This window comes from Microbacterium sp. (assembly GCF_026393345.1).
GTDB lineage: Bacteria > Actinomycetota > Actinomycetes > Actinomycetales > Microbacteriaceae > Microbacterium.
In genome coordinates, this window is sequence record NZ_JAPLAI010000065.1 from 1 (window position 1) to 17,887 (window position 17,887).

The following is a 17,887-nucleotide window of genomic DNA, read 5'->3' on the forward strand; positions in this document are numbered from 1 at the left end:
AAACAGTCGTGAAATCTCGGCCTGCTTGACTCGCGGTGTTCGTGTCGTCAACATTCGGGAGGATCTCGTGGACATCACCACCGTCACGAGTTACCGCACCGCGCGCACCCGTGACGACCTGCTGCTGGCGCCGGGTGAAGCCGTGATCGCGGGCGGCACGTGGCTCATGAGCGAACCGCAGCCCGGCACCACCGGCTTCGTCGATCTCACGACCCTGGGCTGGGCCGACATCGAGGTGTCGCCCGCGGGCCTGCGGATCGGTGCGACCTGCACGATCGCCCGGCTCCTCGCGTGGGCCGAGGGACGCGGGGATGCGACACCTCCGGCCGAGTGGACCGCGCTGTCGATCGTGCCGGATGCGGCGAACGCGCTGCTCGCCTCCTTCAAGATCTGGAACACCGCCACCGTCGGCGGCAACATCTGCCGGTCCTTTGCCGCCGGGGCGATGGTGTCACTCGCCGCTGCCCTCGACGGCGTGGCCGAGATCTGGATGCCCGACGGCGACTCCCGGTGGCAGAGCGTCGCGGAGTTCGTGACCGGCAACGGCACGAACACGCTCGCCCCCGGGGAGGTGCTCCGCGCCGTGCACCTTCCGGCGGCAGCCCTGCGCTCGCGCGCGCGCCTGCGCAAGATCGCGCTCGCGGAGCTCGGGCGCTCCGGTGCGGTCGTCACCGGGCGGGTCGACGAGGACGGTGCCGCGGTCTTCGTCCTCACCGCGGCGACGCTCACCCCGACCGTGATGCGGTTCACCGAGCTGCCGACCAACACCGAGGTGGCGGATGCGGTCACCACCGCATCCGGGTACTACACCGACCCCCTGGGTTCCGCCGACTGGCGGCGCGGCGTGAGCGCGGTGCTCGCGGAGCAGATCCGTGCAGAGCTGGAGGCCGCCGCGTGAGGTTCGAGGTCAACGGAGCGCCCGTCGAGGCGACGCCTGCGGCAGGCCAGTGCCTGCGGACGCTGCTGCGCGAGCACGGGCACACCGAGGTGAAGAAGGGGTGCGACGCGGGCGACTGCGGCGCGTGCTCCGTGCTCATCGACGGCGAGCCGGTGCACTCGTGCATCATCCCGGCGGTGCGCATGGAGGGCCGCTCCGTCACGACGGCCGCCGGTCTCGCACCCGGCGACGAGCTGCATCCGGTGCAGGAGGCGCTGGTCGAGAACTTCGGGTTCCAGTGCGGATTCTGCACGCCCGGGATGAGCGTCACGGCATCGACGCTGTGCGCGTCCGACCTCGACGACCTCGACCGCCGGATGAAGGGCAACTTGTGCCGCTGCACCGGGTACCGCCCCATCCGCGACGCGATCACCCAGTCCGTGATGGGCCCCGTCCGCGAGACCGGAAGCGCTCCCGCGGAAGAAGCGGGGCAGGGCGTCGGCAGGTCGGCCCGGCCCGAGGCCGGACGCCGGGTCGTGCAGGGCCTCGAACCGTTCACGTTCGACATCGTCGGGGCGCCCGACCAGCCGTTCCCCGGGACGCCCTTGGTCCTGCGTGTCGTGGCGAGCCCGCACGCCCATGCCCGCATCCGGTCGATCGACACCGCCGCGGCCCTCGCCGTCCCCGGCGTCGTCGCCGTCTTCACCCATGAGGACGCCCCGGCCACCCGCTTCTCCACCGGCCGCCATGAGCACCACACCGACGACCCCGACGACACCCGCGTCCTCGACGACACGGTGCGATTCGTCGGGCAGCGGGTCGCGGCCGTCGTCGCCGAGACCGCGGCGGCAGCGGATGCGGCCTGCCGCCTGGTCCGCGTCGAGTACGGTCTTCGACCCGGAGATCGCCCGGAGCGGCACCGCACCCGTCATCCACCCCGGCCGCACCCCCGCGGACCGGGTGGATGATGCCCCGCGGAACGTTGTGCTGTCGTTCCAGGAACGTCACGGCGGCGACGTCGAGGACGCCCTCGCCGCGAGCGCCGTGACGGTCGAAGGCACGTGGCAGACCGCCCGCGTCACGCACGCCCAGCTCGAGACGCACGGCGCCATCGGCTGGCTCGACGACGACGGCCGCCTCGTCATCCGCTCCTCCACCCAGGTGCCGTTCCTCACCCGCGACGAACTGTGCCGGGTCTTCGATCTCGACCGCGACCGGATGCGGGTCTACGCCGCGCGCGTCGGCGGCGGCTTCGGCGGCAAGCAGGAGATCTTCACCGAGGACCTCGTCACCCTCGCCGTACTCCGTACCGGACGCCCCGTCGCCTACGAGTTCTCGCGCACCGATCAGTTCCAGCGCGCCGCGCTCCGGCATCCGATGCGGGTGAACGTGCGCCTCGGGGCCACTGCCGACGGCGTCCTCACCGCCATGGCGGTCGACGTCCTCAGCGACACCGGTGCCTACGGCAACCACTCCCGCGGTGTCCTCTTCCACGCCGTGTCGGAGTCGACGCACATTTACCACGTGCCCACCCGCCGCATCGATGCCGAAGCCGTCTACACGAACAACGTGCCCTCGGGAGCGTTCCGCGGCTACGGCCTGGGCCAGGTCATGCTCGGGGTCGAGTCCGCGATGGACCTCCTCTCCGAGCACCTGGGCATCGATCCGTTCGACCTGCGCCGCATCAACGCCGCGCGACCTGAGCACGGCGAGCTCGGCAACGGACTCACCTGGGGCAGCCACGGTCTCGACCAGTGCCTCGACCTCGCCCGAGACGCCCTGGCGCGCGGGAATGGCGAGACGGCGCCCGAGGGATGGCTCGTCGGCGAGGGGATGGCGGCGGCCATGATCGCGACCATCGCGCCGTTCGGTCATGTCTCACGCACCCGTGCAACCCTGCGACCCGACGGCACCTACCTGCTGCAGGCGGGGACCACGGAGTTCGGCAACGGCACGTCGACCGTGCTGCGGCAGATCGGCGCGACCGTGTTCGACGTCGGATTCGACCGGCTGATGCTCTGGAGCGCCGATACGGATGCGGTCGCCCATGACACCGGCGCCTTCGCCTCGACCGGTATCACCGTCGCCGGTAAGGCACTATATGCCGCGTGCCGCATGCTGGCGGAGCGGATGCGGCGGATCGCCGCCGAACTCACCGCGACCCCGCCCGCGGACGCCCGTCTGACCGCGGACGGTGTTGTCACCGCGGTGCGCACGGTGACGTTCGCCGAGATCGTCGCGGCCGCTCCCGCGGAGGAGCGGAGCGAGGACGGCCTCACCGCCGACGGCACCGAGCTCGGCGACATCCGCTCGCTCGCGTTCAACGTGCACGCGGCGCGCGTCGCCGTGGATCCGCAGACCGGATCTGTCCGCATCCTGCAGTCGGTGCAGTCCGCGGATGCGGGGACCGTCATCAACCCGGCACAGACGCGCGGGCAGGTCGAGGGCGGTGCCGCGCAGGGCATCGGCAGTGCACTGTACGAAGAGGTGATGACCGACGGGGCCGGCACGGTGACGACGCCGGTGTTCCGCGTGTACCGGGTGCCGCAGTTCGCCGATGTGCCGACGACCGAGGTGTACTTCGCCGACACCGAGGACGAGGTCGGACCGTTCGGCGCGAAGCCCATGAGCGAGAGCCCCTACAACCCGGTGGCCCCCGCAATCGGCAACGCGATCGCGCGTGCCCTCGGATCCCGCCCGTACGAACTGCCCTTCAGCCGCGACCGCGTGTGGCGGCTCGCTCAGCAGCGCTGAGCGGGGTGCACGCGGGCGCGGGCGCGGGGATGCGGCTCACCTGTCGCTCACTGCGATCAGCACTCGCATTTTGCGACAGGGGAACGGGACCGCACTCGCCTCACCCGTCGCTAACTGCGGGTCAACCGGCCGCACACCCGACATCCGCGACGGGCGAACAGGGCAGCACTCGGCTCAGCTGTCGCTCACTGCGATCTGCACCCGCACTTTGCGACAGGGGAACGGGACCGCACTCGCCTCACCCGTCGCAAAGCGCGACTCGCACCCACACGAGGCGACAGGGGGAACAGCAGTGCAGGCCCGACGAGGCTCAGGCGAGGAGAGCGTCGAGCGCGAGGAACTGCGCCCGGAAATCCGCACGCAGGCGCGCCTTCTGCGCCTCGTCGCAAAATGCGCCGTCGATACCGTTGAGAGCGATCTGCTTCGCGGTGGCCGCATCCACGCCCATCGCCGCGAGGCCTTCCCGGTATTCGCGGCCGAGGTCGGTGCGGAAGAACATCGCGTCGTCGGTCGAGACCGCGACCCGCAGGCCCGCGTCGATCATGGACCGGATGCGGTGCCCCTCGTCCAGCGTCCACCTCGAGCAGATGGTGGTCGAGACCGGGGTCACGGTGAAGACGACGTCCCGCTCGCGCGCGAGGGCCACGACGGCCGGGTCGTCGACGATCCGATAGCCGTGGTCGAGCCGTTCGCAGCCCAGCACCTCAAGCGCCTCGCGCACCGCATCCGGGGTCGCGAACGGCGTCTCGGCGACGTGCGCCGTGCGCTTCAGGCCGTGGCGGGCAGCGAGCTCGTATGCCGCGGCGAACCGGGTGGGGTCCTCGGTGTCTTCGGGAGTGAGGTCGTCCTGCCCGATCGCGACGACCTCCGGCACGGCGTGCGCGATCACCTGCTCCACCATCGCGATCGCGGAGTCCGCGGACTCACGGCGGTTGATGGCGGCGACGATCCCGAACCCGACACCGAAGTCCGCCTCCGCCGCGCGGAGCCCCGCGACAATCGGGTCGATGACCTGCCGGTAGGTGAGGCCACGGGAGAAGAAGTACTGCGGGTTGACGGCGTATTCGCGGTAGCGCAGGTTGCCGTCGGCGACCGCGGACCGCACCCCTTCGTAGGCAACGCGTTCGAAGTCCTCCGGGTCGCGCAGCACATCATGCGCGTAGCGGAATGCGACGAGGAAGTCGCGCAGATCGGTGAAATCGAAAAGCACGTCCGGGTCTTCGGTCGGCAGCGTCACCCCGTGTTTGCGCGCCAGCTCGACGAACAGCTGCGCGCTCATGGTCGAGGCGAAGTGACAGTGCAGCTCGGTCTTCGGCAGCAGCTGCAGGTAGTCGGGGTATGAGATCACGGGTTCTCCTGGGGTGCGGCGAGGGTCCGCAGGCGCGGACCCTCCTTGACGACCATCAGCCGGTACGGTTCGCCCGCGGCGGACCACCATCGGTGCACGACGCCGCCCCCGTAGTACAGCGAATCGCCGGTGGCGAGCTGGTACTGCTGGCCGTCGAGCTCGACGACCACCTCGCCGTCGGCGACGTAGAGGAACTCGTCCTCCTCGTGGCTGAACGCCTCGCCCGGCTCGACTGCGTCCGAGAGCACCTCCATGGGGTGGAACGGCCGCCCGCTGTGCGTCAGCATCCGAGCCGTGCCGATCGCGAAGCCGTCGGGCACCGCGCCGGACCCCGCCCGACGCACCTCGATGCCGCCGGCGCCGGAGAGGGGTTCTTCGGATGCGGCGATCAGCTCGATCGGACTGGTCTGCAGGGCCAGCGCGATCCGGCGGAGCGACCCGAGGCTCGGTTGCGCGAGACCGCGCTCGAGCTGGCTGAGGAAGGGATGCGACAGCTCGGTCGCGGTCGCCAGCTGGACCAGGGTGAGCCCACGGGACTTGCGGAGCTCTCGGATGCGGGCGCCTAAGCGCAGCACTGCGGCGGAGTCGTCCTCCACCGCAGAACCGGCGACGATGCTGTCGGTCACGTTCGGCTCACTCGGCCCGGACGACTCCATGCGCCGCAGCGTACTCCCGCACTCGTGCGATGTACGCGTCACGACGTGCCGGGGTGAGCCAGGAGGCATCGAACGAGTTGATCGCGAGCTGCACAAGCTCGGCGGACTGGAGCGCGGCGTGCTCGGCGAGCGCCACGTAGTTGTCGCCCACGTAGCCACCGAAGTACGCGGGATCGTCGGAGTTGACGGTGACCTTCACGCCCTGGCGCATCAGCGACACGATCTCGTCGGACTTCATCTTCTCCGTCACGAACGAGTTCGACACCGGGCAGCAGGTGAGCCCGAGGCCCCGCTCGGCCACGAGCGCGACGAGCTCCGGATCCTCGACGATGTTCGTGCCGTGGTCGATGCGGTCGACCTGGATGTCGGTGAGCACCTCGCGGATGTGGCCGATCGACCCCGGCTGGTCGATGTCGCAGTGCATCGTCAGGAGGAAGCCCTCGGCACGGGCGCGGGCGAAGACGTCCGCGAACTTCGACGGAGGATTGCCGCGCTCGTCGGAGTCGAGACCGACCCCGATGATCCAGTGCTTGTAGGGCAGCGCCTCCATGAGGGTCGACATCGCGTGCTCGGCGGAGAAGTCGCGCAGGAAGCAGAGGATGAGCTCGGCGGACACGCCCAGTTCCGCCTCCGCGCGGACGACCGCCCGGCGGTAACCGCCGATGACGTGCTCGAACGGCACGCCGCGGCTGGTGTGCGCCTGCGGGTCGAAGAACATCTCGGTGTGGACGACGCCCTGCGACGCGGCCTTCTGCAGGTACGCCCAGGCGAGGTCGTGGAAGTCGTCGGCCGTCTGCAGCACCCGCATCGCCGGGTAGTACACCTGCAGGAAGCTGGTGAGGTCGGTGAAGTCGTAGGTCGCGCGGACGTCATCGACGGTCTTCTCGGCGAGCTCGATGCCGTTGCGGGCGGCGAGTTCGAACTTCAGTTCCGGCTCCAGCGTGCCCTCCAGGTGGAGGTGGAGCTCTGCCTTGGGCAGTCCATAGGCGAACGGGATCAGCCCGGTGTCAGGGGTCATGGTGCTCTTTCTGAAAGGAAGGATGCGGCGGGTGACGCGCGTCACACGCCCTTCTGCGGGCGCATGCCCATGCGGGCGAGGACCACGTCCTCCACGATCTGGATGACGTTGTACAGCACCAGGGAGACGGCGGTGACGAGGATCACCGAGGTCCACAGGGCGCTGAACTGCGCCTGCGGCACGTAGCCGGCGATCGACCCGCCGATGCCGCCGCCGACGGCGAGCCATTCCGCCAGCAGCGCGCCGGTGATGGCACCGGGGACGGAGATGCGTACGGCGGCGAAGAACGCGGGGAGGGAGGAGGGCATCGCGATCTTGCGGAGCTTGCTCCAGGAGCCGCCGCCGTACACCTCGACCAGGTCGTTCATCTGCGGGGAGGCGGACTTCAGGCCGAAGGAGATGTTCACCAGCGCGGGGAAGAGCACCACGATGCCACCGATGACGGCGACGGTGATGAGGTCACGCCCGAAGATCATGATGATGACCGGCGCCATCGCGACCAGCGGCACCGAGCGCAGCAGCATGGCGACGGGCATGAGTGCGTGCTCGACGCCCTTGCTCAGCTGGAACACGGATGCGCCCAGGAGCGCGATCACGAGGCCGGAGATGAACCCGATGGCGGAGTGCCCGAGGGTCACGGCCAGGTGGCCGAACATGACCTCGCGATTTGCCGCCGAGTTCGGCATCGTGAACAGGTAGTTCCAGACGTCGACTGGGCCCTTGGCGATCATCGGCGAGATGTTCAGCAGCGCGAGCGCCCCGACCCACAGCACCAGCACCAGCACGATCGTGCCGAGGAAGGTGAGCACACCCCACACCAGCGCCTTGAGGGCTCCGGATGTGGCCTGCTTGCGGATCTGCGCGTTGAGCTCGGCGTTCTGGGTCGATCCCAGACCCGCGACCGGCGCGTGCGCGGTGTTCAGCGTTGTCACGATGCGGCTCCCTTCGACCACGGTGCGATGGCGCGGGCGATGAGGCCCACGAGGGCGTAGCCGGCGAGCGCGACGGCGCCGCTGGCGAGGGCGATGGCCCAGACGAGCGGGCCGTTGGAGCTCTGCTGGGCGAGGATCATCGCAAGGCCCACCCCTGACTCGACCTTGCCGAAGAACTCCCCGAGCACGGCGCCGAGGAAAGCGGCGGGCACGGCGATCTGCAGCGCGTTGAGGATGGCGGGGAGGGCCGCGATCAGGCGCACCTTCGTCAGCTGGGTGAACTTGCTGCCGCCGTAGACGGTCACGAGATCGAGGCTCGCCGCATCCGCCGACTTCAGGCCGAGCAGGGCACCCACGACGGTGGTGAAGAAGACGGAGAGGCCGGCGAGGAACACCGCGGTGCCGCTCGGCTGGCCCACCGGGGGTGCGCCGAACAGGACCACGGCCAGCATCCCGATCGCGACGATGGGGACGCAGTAGGTGAGGATCGCGAGCTGCATCGCGACGCCCTCGAGGCGCGGCACGATGAGCACAAGGAAGGCGAGCAGGAGCGCCAGCCCGTTGCCCCACAGGTAGCCGATGCCGGCTTCGCTCAGGGTGACGGAGAAGTTCCGCCAGTAGAACTCCCACCCGCTGTCGATGTAGCTGAGGATGACCTGCGGCGGGCTCGGGATGACCTGCCGGCCGGACGGGTTCACGAAGACGGCGGAGATGATCCACCACAGCGCGATGAGTCCGACAGCGCCGATGGTGCCGGTGGCCCAGGCCGGAAGACGGACGTCCTCCCAGTGGACCGCGCGGCCCTTCGCCGGTGCCTCAGTGGTCATCGGCGGCGGCGCCCCCGGCGCCGAAGAGCAGTTCGGATGCCTGGTCCACGTAGGAGTGGAACTCGGACGTGCGCATCATCTCGGGCATGCGCGGGCGGGGCAGGTCGATGGTCATGACCTCCTTGATCCGGCCGGGGCGCGGGCTCATGACCGCGACCTGGTCGGAGAGGAAGATGGCCTCGGAGATGCCGTGGGTCACGAGCAGCGTGGTGGCCGGCTTCTCGGTCCAGATGCGGAGCAGCTCGAGGTTGAGCTTCTGCCGCGTCATATCGTCGAGCGCGCCGAACGGCTCGTCGAACAGCAGCACCTCGGGGCGCATGATCAGGGACCGGGCGATCGAGACGCGCTGCCGCATCCCGCCGGACAACTGCGCGGGCTTGGCCTTCTCGAAGCCACGGAGCCCCACCAGGGCGATCATCTCGTCGACGTAGGCCTTGTCCACCGGCGTGCCCGCGATCTCGAACGGCAACCGGATGTTGCTCACGACACTGCGCCAGGGCAGCAGCGCCGAGTCCTGGAACGCGATGCCCAGCTTGTTCTCCTTGCGGAGCTCCTTCGGGCTCTTGCCGTCCACCCGGGTGGTGCCGCTGGTCGGCTGGTCCAGACCCGCGAGGATCCGCAGGATCGTGGACTTCCCGCATCCGGACGGACCCAGCAGCGACAGGAACGTGCCCTGTTCGGTGTGGAGGTTCGCGTCCTGCAGGGCGACCACGCTCTTGCGACCGGTGGTGAAGACCTTGTTCAGGCCGGTGATCTGAAGGCCGGTGCCCAGGGTGGTCCCCTGGGCACCGGTCTCGACGACGGTGTTCGTCACGATGGTGCTCCGTGTCGGTGTTCTTCGAGAATTACTTGGCGTAGGCGATCAGGTCGGGGTTCTCGGCGTAGACCTCTTCGAGGAGCGACGTGTCGAACAGCTGATCGGCGGTCACCACGATGCCGGCGTCGGCGAGGCTCTCGACGGTGGCATCCTTCAGCTCGTCGGAGATGGTGAAGATGCCGTTCTCGACCGTCTCGTCGGAGACGACGAGCTGCTCGAGCTGCGCCTTGGCGCCGGCTTCCGAGGTGACCGGGTTCAGGTCGAGGTCTGCACCGAAGTCCTCGTAGGCGAGGCGGGCGCACTCCTCCGGGTCGTTGATCGCCGCGGACCAGCCCTGGATCTCCGCCTTCAGGAAGGCCTTGACCGTCTCGGGGTCGTTCGTGATCATGTCGTCGGTCGCGAGGAACGTCTCGGCCGGGAACGGCAGGCCGTTGTCGGCGAGCGGGAGGTTGGTGACCTCGTAGCCCTCGTTCTCGACGATGATCGACTCGTTGGTGAGGTACGCGGTGAAACCGTCGACCTCGCCGTTGATCAGGGGCGCCGGGTCGTACTGCACCGGGACGATGGTGACGTCGTCGGTGGTCAGGCCGTTGGCGGCGAGGAAGGCCATCACCAGCGAGGTGTTGGAGTCCTGCACGCCGATCTTCTTGCCCTTGAGGTCCTCGACCGTGGCGATGTCGCCACCGTCCTTCAGGGACAGGATCGTGAACGGGTTCTTCTGGTACGTGGTGCCGATGATCTTCAGCGGCGCACCCTCGTTCGCGATGACGGTACCGGCGGCGACGGCGTCGCTCATGCCGAAGTCGGCGGTGCCGGAGATGAGCTCGGTCGTGCTCGTGGACGGGCCCGGGACCATGGTGACGGCGAGGCCTGCCTCGTCGTAGTAACCGTTGGTCTCGGCGAAGAACTCGCCGCAGAACTCCTCGTTCTTGATCCAGCTGAGCTGGAGCGTGAGGTCGGTCTTGCCGGCGCTGTCGCCGTCGCCGGAGGCGCTCGACGAGGCGTCGGAGCTGCCGGAGCAGGCGGACAGGGCGAGCGCCGACAGCGCGAGCGCTGCGACAGAGGTGGCGACGCGGGTGCGTCGCGTGGTGAAGAAGGACATGGGCTGTGTCTCCAGATGCCGGTGGTGCACTCGGGTAGATGAGTGTGCGAGCCTGTGGGGCTCGGCCTCGCAACGGGTCTGACGCTATGCGATGTAGATTTCACGAACACTGGCGCTCGTGTTTCGTCGCCGTTACGCTCGCGCCGTTCCGGGACATTTCTTCCCGCATCCGTCGCCATTTGACCGCGAAATGGGTTCTGGGCCCCGAGTCCGTGGGTTTTACCCAGGGTCTCGGGGCCCAGAAGCCAGCTCGCGGACAGGGCCTGGCCGCGGGAGAAGAACGGTCAGGCGACGCGTTCGACCGGCTGCAGCAGGAAGAGCCGCACGGTGCGTCCGGAATCGCGCTCATAGGCGCGGTACCCGGGCCACTGCCGCTCGATGCGTGCCCACGCGGCGTCGCGCTCCGCATCCGGGATGAGGGTGGCGTGCACCCGGTACTCGGTGCCACGCACCAGGATGCGGGCCTCGGGGTTCGCGAGAAGGTTGTACGTCCAGCCGGGGTGGTGCTGCCGGGCGAAGCTCGTCCCGGCGACGATCGCGCGGCCCTGCCCGTCCGGCGTGTACATGAGGTAGCTCTCGCGCTCCACGCCACTCTTCGCACCGCGGGTGATCAGCACGAGCGAGGGGACGAGCAGTCCGCTCACCTGGATGCGGCGGCCGGTCAGGGCGCTGAGCACGTTCTCGATTCGCGGCAGCACCCGCGGGCCCAGCCACCGGAAGGCCCGCGTACGGGTCAGGGGTGCGAGCGCGCGCCGAAGGAGATCGCGGATGTCCATGCCGTCACCCTAGGCGCGCCGGACGGCCTCTGCCAGCGGGCACCGGTCTCGCAGAGCCATGGCTCAGCGCGGGTGCCCGAAGGCGGCGGCGCGGGCGGGGAGGTCGGCGTGCAGACGGGCGGAGGCCTCGGCGGCGAGCGGATTGGTCGACCGCCCCTCCTCGCTCACGAGCTCGCCGCCGACGTAGACCTGCTTCAGGTTCCGCAGGCTCATCGACAGCACATAGTTGCGGACCGGGTGCCAGAGCGGCCCGACGTCCGGCGTGCGCGGGTCGACGACGACGAAGTCCGCGAACTTGCCCACCTCGAGGCTGCCGACCCGGTCGTCGACACCGAGGATCTCGGCACCGCCGAGGGTGTGCAGGCGCAGCACGGTCTCGGGGGTCATGGTGAGCGGGTCCTTGGTGCGGGCCCGCTGCATGAAGATGCCTGCGCGCATGTTGCCCCAGGGGTCGGCGATGTCGGTGCAGGCCTGGTCGTCGAGGCCCATGCCGACGCGCATGCCGAGCTCGAGCATCTCGGGGACGAGCGCGACGCCGGAGGCGAGCCGGCCGTTGGAAGCGGGCTGCCACGACATCCCGGCGCCACCCGCCGCGGTGGCACGGATGATCTCGGGCGTGGTCTGGATGAAGTGGCCGAACATCATGTCGGGGCCGAGGGCGCCGGCATCCTGGTACATGGCGAACTTGGCCTGCTGCACCTCGACGGCCTCGGGCGACTCCAGGAAGTGCGCCTGGTTCGTGACGCCGAACCGGCGCATCGCCTCGACCTCCATCTCGGCGGCCTCGGGGCGCGGCGACCACTGCACCTGCCCCATGATCGAGACACCCAGGGCGAGGTCGGGGTTCAGCGACCGGGTGTGCGCGACCTCCGCGCCGAAGCGGTCGAAGATCTCCTCGTCGGTGCCGGTGGACACGTCCATGCCGATCGCGTCGACGAACCGGATGCCGGCGTCGAGGCAGCCGTCGGCCTGGCGCGTGTGGTAGCTGAGGTCGCGGAGCGGCGCGTCGCCGCCGAGGCGTTTGCCCTCGACCATCGACTCCCACGCCTGCAGCGGGTCGGTGAAGTTGTACGCCGTCGTCACGCCGTTCGCGAGGAAGTCGAGCGAACCGTGCAGCGTCGACCAGTACATGTCCTCCGGCGACAGGTGCGCCGTGAATCCGAGCATCGAGTCGCACCAGCCGTACAGCGTCTCGCTGACACCGAGTCCGCGCAGGCCACTCGTGAACAGGTGCGAGTGGCTCGAGACGAAGCCGGGCGCAACGAACGCGCCGTCGACGTCGAGCACCTCGTCGGCGGATGCGGATGCGGGGGCGTCGCCCTCGCCGATCGCGGCGATGCGGCCGTCCTCGACCCGCATCCACCCCCGCTCGAGGTAGCCGGGGTCGTCGGTGCCGGCGGGCACCGTGATGAGGCGGGCGTTGACGACGAGGAGAGTGGACATGGTTCCTTCTTTCAGCCGCGGGTCAGCCGCGGTCGGCGGCCAGCTGCAGGACGGATTCGGCGAGGGCGCGGATGCCGAGCGCGACATCGGCGCCGGAGACGAGTTCATCGGGGTGATGGCTGACGCCGTCGGGGTTGCGCAGGAACAGCATCCCGACGTCGGTGACGGCGCCGAGCGCCATGCCGTCGTGCCCGGCGGGACTGAACAGCGTGGGAGGCTCGTCGCCGCCCGGGAGGGTGGAGAGGATGCCTTCACGGACGACGTCCTGCAGCAGCGGCGCGCACATGACGGCGGGCGCGTTGTGCACCTCGCGGGCGTTCCAGCGCAGGTGCCGGCGGCCCATGATGCCGTCGAGTTCGCGGGAGATCTCGTCCCACACCCGGTCGCGGGCACCGTCGAACTCGCCGCGCAGGTCGAGCGAGAAGCGAGCCTCGCCCGGGACGATGTTCACCGCGCCGGGGAACGCCTCGAGCTGACCGACGGTGCCGATGATGTGATGCTCGGCAGAGCAGATCCGCTCCACGGCGAGCGCGGCCTCGCTCGCGCCGAGCAGCGCGTCGCGTCGCATGTCGTAGGGGGTGCCGCCGGCATGGCGGGCCTCGCCCTCCACCACGAGCTGGAACCGCCGGGCCGCGGCGATCGACGAGACGACGGCGAGCGGCTCGCCGCGGCGGTCGAGCTCCGGGCCCTGCTCGATGTGCGCCTCGAGGTAGCCGGCGAGCTCCTCGGGGCGGCGGGCGGCCTCGCCGACGCGCGCCGGGTCGAGGCCGAACTCGAGGAACGCCTCCCGCAGCGTGGTGCCGTCGGCATCCGTGAGTGCCCACCAGTCGTCGCGCCAGAGGCCCGCGACCGCGGAGGAACCGAGGAGCGCCTTGCCGAAGCGGGTGCCCTCCTCGTCGGAGAACGCGATGACCTCGAGCGCGAACGGCAGGTCGACGCCGAAGCGGCCGTCGGCGGCGGGCGCGCGGAGAAGCCGTGCGACCTCGAGCGCCATGAGGACGCCGACGATGCCGTCGTAGCGGCCCGCGTCGAGGACCGTGTCCAGGTGCGAGCCGAGCACGAGCGCCGGAGCCTCCGAGTCGAGCCGGTCGCCGCGCAAGCGTTCCAGGCGTCCGACCTGATTGCCGGCCGCATCCTGCCGCGTGCGCATACCGAGCTCGCGCATCCACTCCGCGGCGAGGCGGTTGACGCGCGCGTGCTCGGGCGAGAGGTAGACGCGCTGGATCTCACCGGGGGTCGCGGTGACGCGGGCGAGTTCCTCGCAGCGCGCCATCACGCGGCGCGCGGCCGCGGCGACCCGGTCCGGGCTCACCCCGGTGAGAAGCGCCATCAGCCTCGCCCCGCGTACACGTCCGCGGCGGCCTCCACGCCACCGCCGACCGGCACCGTGGCGCCGAACCGGCGCAGTACAGCCTCGAGCGCGGCGAGGGTGGTGAGCACGGCATCCTTCCGGGCGTTGTAGCCCATGGTGCCGATCCGCCACACCTTGCCGTGGAGGGGACCGAAGGAGGTGCCGATCTCGATGCCGAAGTCCTCGAGCAGTGCGGCGCGGGCCGCGTCCCCGGCCACCCCCTCGGGGATCTCGACCGCGACCACGTTGGTCATCTTGTGCGCGACATCGCCGAACACGGTCATGCCGAGACCCTCGACCCCGGCGAGCATCGCGGCGCCCGCGAGCCGGTGCCGCGCGATGACCTCGTCGCGGCCCTCGAGAAGCAGCACGCGCGCGCACTCGCGGGCGGCGTACAGCATGCTCGTCGCCTCGGTGTGGTGGTTGAGCCGGCGCGGACCCCAGTAGTCAAGGATCATGCCGAGGTCGAAGTAGTTCGAGCGCACGAAGTCGGACGCGGACTCGTCGCCGGCCTCACGGATTCCCGCCTCGACGCGCCCGCGGCTGCGGATGACCTCGACCGCGGCGTCGCTGAGAGTGATCGGTGCCGAGCCGGACGGGCCGCCGAGGCATTTCTGCAGCCCCGCGGTGGCCGCATCCAGGCCCCAGGCGTCGGCCTCGAACTCGTTGCCGCCGAGGGAGGCGGTGGCGTCGGAGTAGAACAGCACGCCGTGCCGGCGGCAGATCGCGCCGATCTCGTCGAGCGGCTGGTTCATGGTGGTGGAGGTGTCGCCCTGCACGAGCGCGAGCAGGGTGGGCCTCACCCGGATGATGGCCGCCTCGATGACGCTCGGTGGGAAGACCTGGCCCCACTCCGTCTCGATCGTGTGGACCTCGGCCATCGCCCGCTCCGCGATCTCGGCGAGCAGATGCCCGAACCGGCCGAACACGGGCACCAGCACGCGGTCGCCGGGGCGCACGAGGGAGGTGATGGCGGCCTCGATGCCGGCGCGGGAGGTGCCGTCGACGAGCATCGTGCCCTCGTTGCGGGTGCCCCACACCTGGCGGTACAGCTCCTGCGTCTCGGTCATGGCCGACGTCATGAAGGGGTCGTACTGCCCCACGAGCGGCGCGGACATCGACCGCAGCACCGAGGGGTAGGCCGAGATCGGCCCCGGGCCCATGAGGAGGCGAGCGGGCGGGTCGATCGGGCCGGGGATGGTCACGGTGGTACTCCTTGGGTTTCTTCGGATGCGGGTGCGCTCAGCGCATGACCGCGGCGAGGCGCCGTGCGAGACGGACCAGCGCGATGTCGGTGCCGGCACGGGAGACCAGGCACACGCCGACCGGCGCGGGGCCGAGCTGCGAGCGCACGGTCATGAGCGGTGCGGACAGGGCGGGCAGCCCGCCGATGGCCGCGGGGGCGGTCATCCGCAGGGTGGCCTGGCGGACGGTATCGATGCGCGCGCCGTCGGCGGTGCGCATCGGGGCGGGGCCGGGCACGGTGGGCAGGATCAGGACGGCGTCGCGGACGACGTCCTGGATGCGGTCGCGGAGGCTCCCCAGCTGCGCGCGGGCCGCGGTCTCCTGTGCCGGGGTGACCTCGCTCGCGATCCGGAAGCGTTCGGCGACGGCGGGGCCGGTGGCCCCGGGGTGCGCGCGCAGCCAGCTCTCGTTGTTGCGCCACGCCTCGGCGCCCTGCACGGTGCGAAACGGCTCGAAGTAGTCGTCGAGCGAGCCGATCTCCACCCGGCGCAGCGACGGCGCATCGTCGACGCCGGCGAGGCGGGCGAGGAACGCGTCGAAGACGGCGCGCGTCTCGGGTTCGACCGCATCCATGACCTCGTGCGGCACGACGAACCGCCACGGGAGGTCGTCGCCGGACTCGCCGTAGACGCTCTCCGTCGACTCGGAGCCGTCGTAGCTGAGCACCCAGTCGGCGACGCGCTGCAGGGTGTCGCCGTCGCGGGTGAGCCAGCCCACCGTGTCGAAGGACTGTGCGAGCGGCAGCATCCCCATCCGCGGCACGAGGCCGTGGGTGGTGCGCAGGCCCCAGAGTCCCTGGTACGAGGCGGGGACGCGGATGGAGCCGGCGGTGTCGGTGGCGAGTCCCACCTCGGCCTGACCGGTGGCGACAGCGGACGCGGGACCGGACGAGGAGCCGCCGGGCAGCGCTCCGGGAAGGCCGCCGTTCGGCGGAGTGCCGTAGTGCGGATTGTCACCGGCGATCGAATAGGCGAACTCGTCGGTGCGGGCGATCCCGCGCAGCGATGCCCCGCCGCGGAGGAGGTCGGCGACGGCGGGCGCCGTCTTCGGCTCCGGCTTGGCGGATTCCAGGAAGGTGGGGTTGCCGGCACCGATCCGGTAGCCGGAGATCGCGAACAGGTCCTTCACGGCGACGTTCAGGCCCTCCAGCGGCCCCTCCCACGCGCCCTGCAGCAGCGGGTCGCCGACCGAGCGCCACACCGAGCGGTCGAGCGCCTGCGGGCGTGCGGTGACGTGCGCGCCGGTGATGAGCCACTGGCCGTCGATGCGCTGCCACACCTGGGTCTGCAGCCCCGTGCCCCCGCCGCGGTACCGCGAAATCGAGACGAGCAGGGCGACGTCGTCGGCGAGCGGGCGGTATTCGATGCGCTCGATCTCGCGCGGCGGCACGCCCCCGCGGACACCGCGGAAGGCGCTGATGGCGTCGTGTCCGACGAGGAGGCCGGCCGCGTCGCCGCGGAGGGTCCCCTCGCCCGGCGCGAACATGGCGTCGAGCACGTCGAGGTCGTTGTCGAGGATCGCCCGTTCGTACCGGTCGAAGGCGGTGAAGAGGTCGCCGGGGATGCCCTCGCCGAGGGCGGTCACGCGTCGCCTCCCGGCGTCACGGCGGCGAAGTCGGATTCCCGGATGCGGGCGTGCACACCGCAGACGATGTCGACCACCTGCGAGATGTCGAAGTCGGTGGCGGCGGACAGGTAGGCGTAGGCGAGGTGCTCGTCCATGCCGTAGCGGGCCTGCAGCAGCGACAGCGCGGCGCGGACGCACTGCCGCATTGCCTCGTCCAGATCTGGGTCGAGACCGGTGGGGACGAGGAACTCGTCGGTGCGCACCAGCGGTCCGCTGAAATCGCCGAACGCGGCGAGCGCCTCGTCGCGCGGCACGACCTCGAACCGCAGGGTGGCACGGAGGGATGCTTCGAGCGCGGTGAGGGCGACCTCGCCGTCACCCTGCGCGAAATGCGGGTCGCCGACGTAGGCGAGCGCCCCCTCGACCTGCACCGGCAGGTAGAGCACGGTGCCGGCCACGAGCAGATTGATGTCGATGTTGCCGCCGTGGCTTCCCGGCGGCACCGAATGCGGCCGCTTGGTGTCGGCGACCGCGACGCCCATGGTGCCGAGGAATGGCGCCAGCGGGAACGCGACGATACCCGCGCCGCCCTCGGTGAGCGGGAGCACGCCGACGGGTCCGTCCGCGCGATCCTCGACCGGGGTGAAGACGCTCACGTTGTGCTCGCCGCGGGGCAGTTCGCCGACGAGGGCGCCCTTGCCGTGACGGTTGGAGATGACGCCGTAGGGCACGCGCGGGTCGAGCCGTTCGACCGTGATCTTCAGTAGATCGCCGGGGTGCGCGCCGGTGACGTGGATGGGTCCGGTCACGACATGCGGGCCGTCCGCGAGCGGATCACGGGCAAGCTCCCACGCGATGTCGATCGCATCGGTCAGCACGGCTGCCGCATCCACGCCCTTGCCAGTGAAGTACGCCAGCGGGTCTTTGCCCTGGTCCTCCAGGATGCCCTCGTGGCTGACTGTGTCGATCGTGACGGTCTCGCCGGGGTTCACGGTGAGCACGGCCGTGTCCGTCGCGCAGGGCAGGCGCCCCCACATCACGGTGCCGGGGCTCGCCGCCAGATAGTGGTCGCCCGGGCGCGGGCCGACGCCCGGCTGCAGGATCGGGGTCTCGGCGGATGCCGGGGTCTCGGCGGATGCCGGGGTCTCGGCGGATGCCGGGGTCGGGGTGGTCTC

Annotated in this window: 14 protein-coding genes and 1 pseudogene; 2 read left to right on the forward strand and 13 right to left on the reverse strand. The window is 70.5% G+C overall.

Annotation, left to right across the window (positions count from 1 at the left end; all coding sequences use genetic code 11):
- The first annotated feature begins 67 nt into the window (after positions 1-67).
- Complete coding sequence (locus NT132_RS12445; protein WP_297789450.1) at positions 68-898, forward strand: FAD binding domain-containing protein; 831 nt, start codon at positions 68-70, stop codon at positions 896-898.
- Positions 895-3,631, forward strand: a pseudogene (locus tag NT132_RS12450) (molybdopterin cofactor-binding domain-containing protein). The gene NT132_RS12445 and the pseudogene NT132_RS12450 overlap by 4 nt, the downstream one beginning before the upstream one ends.
- Positions 3,632-3,941: 310 nt before the next feature.
- On the opposite strand, the gene add reads toward NT132_RS12450, so the two are convergent.
- The 13 genes from add to NT132_RS12515 form a co-directional block, all read right to left on the reverse strand.
- On the reverse strand, positions 3,942-4,979 hold the full coding sequence (add, locus tag NT132_RS12455) for an adenosine deaminase (RefSeq protein ID WP_297789452.1): 1,038 nt from the start codon (positions 4,977-4,979) through the stop codon (positions 3,942-3,944).
- Positions 4,976-5,605, reverse strand: coding sequence for an XRE family transcriptional regulator (locus NT132_RS12460; protein WP_297789455.1), 630 nt, complete (start codon positions 5,603-5,605; stop codon positions 4,976-4,978). Before NT132_RS12460 ends, add begins: the two co-directional genes overlap by 4 nt.
- Before the next feature lie 7 nt (positions 5,606-5,612).
- On the reverse strand, positions 5,613-6,653 hold the full coding sequence (locus NT132_RS12465; RefSeq protein ID WP_297789460.1) for an adenosine deaminase: 1,041 nt from the start codon (positions 6,651-6,653) through the stop codon (positions 5,613-5,615).
- Between the two features lie 41 nt (positions 6,654-6,694).
- A complete protein-coding gene (locus NT132_RS12470) occupies positions 6,695-7,585 on the reverse strand; it encodes an ABC transporter permease (protein WP_297789462.1) in 891 nt (296 codons plus the stop codon).
- Positions 7,582-8,412, reverse strand: coding sequence for an ABC transporter permease (locus tag NT132_RS12475; RefSeq protein WP_297789467.1), 831 nt, complete (start codon positions 8,410-8,412; stop codon positions 7,582-7,584). Before NT132_RS12475 ends, NT132_RS12470 begins: the two co-directional genes overlap by 4 nt.
- Positions 8,402-9,226: an ABC transporter ATP-binding protein gene (locus NT132_RS12480; protein WP_297789470.1), complete on the reverse strand. Its 825-nt coding sequence runs from the start codon at positions 9,224-9,226 to the stop codon at positions 8,402-8,404. The genes NT132_RS12475 and NT132_RS12480 overlap by 11 nt, the downstream gene beginning before the upstream one ends.
- 31 nt (positions 9,227-9,257) lie before the next feature.
- Positions 9,258-10,331 carry an ABC transporter substrate-binding protein gene (locus tag NT132_RS12485; RefSeq protein WP_297789473.1) on the reverse strand — a complete coding sequence of 358 codons (1,074 nt, stop codon included), beginning with the start codon at positions 10,329-10,331 and terminating at the stop codon, positions 9,258-9,260.
- Between the two features lie 284 nt (positions 10,332-10,615).
- Positions 10,616-11,107, reverse strand: coding sequence for a nitroreductase family deazaflavin-dependent oxidoreductase (locus NT132_RS12490; RefSeq protein ID WP_297789476.1), 492 nt, complete (start codon positions 11,105-11,107; stop codon positions 10,616-10,618).
- Between the two features lie 63 nt (positions 11,108-11,170).
- Positions 11,171-12,550, reverse strand: a complete 1,380-nt coding sequence (locus NT132_RS12495; protein WP_297789479.1) for an amidohydrolase family protein — start codon at positions 12,548-12,550, stop codon at positions 11,171-11,173.
- Positions 12,551-12,572: 22 nt separating this feature from the next.
- A complete protein-coding gene (locus NT132_RS12500) occupies positions 12,573-13,880 on the reverse strand; it encodes an allantoate amidohydrolase (protein ID WP_297789483.1) in 1,308 nt (435 codons plus the stop codon).
- Positions 13,880-15,064 carry an alanine--glyoxylate aminotransferase family protein gene (locus NT132_RS12505; protein WP_297789561.1) on the reverse strand — a complete coding sequence of 395 codons (1,185 nt, stop codon included), beginning with the start codon at positions 15,062-15,064 and terminating at the stop codon, positions 13,880-13,882. The genes NT132_RS12500 and NT132_RS12505 overlap by 1 nt, the downstream gene beginning before the upstream one ends.
- Before the next feature lie 79 nt (positions 15,065-15,143).
- Positions 15,144-16,730, reverse strand: coding sequence for an AtzH-like domain-containing protein (locus NT132_RS12510; RefSeq protein WP_297789486.1), 1,587 nt, complete (start codon positions 16,728-16,730; stop codon positions 15,144-15,146).
- Positions 16,727-17,815, reverse strand: a complete 1,089-nt coding sequence (locus tag NT132_RS12515; RefSeq protein ID WP_297789563.1) for an acetamidase/formamidase family protein — start codon at positions 17,813-17,815, stop codon at positions 16,727-16,729. The genes NT132_RS12510 and NT132_RS12515 overlap by 4 nt, the downstream gene beginning before the upstream one ends.
- Positions 17,816-17,887: the final 72 nt, after the last annotated feature.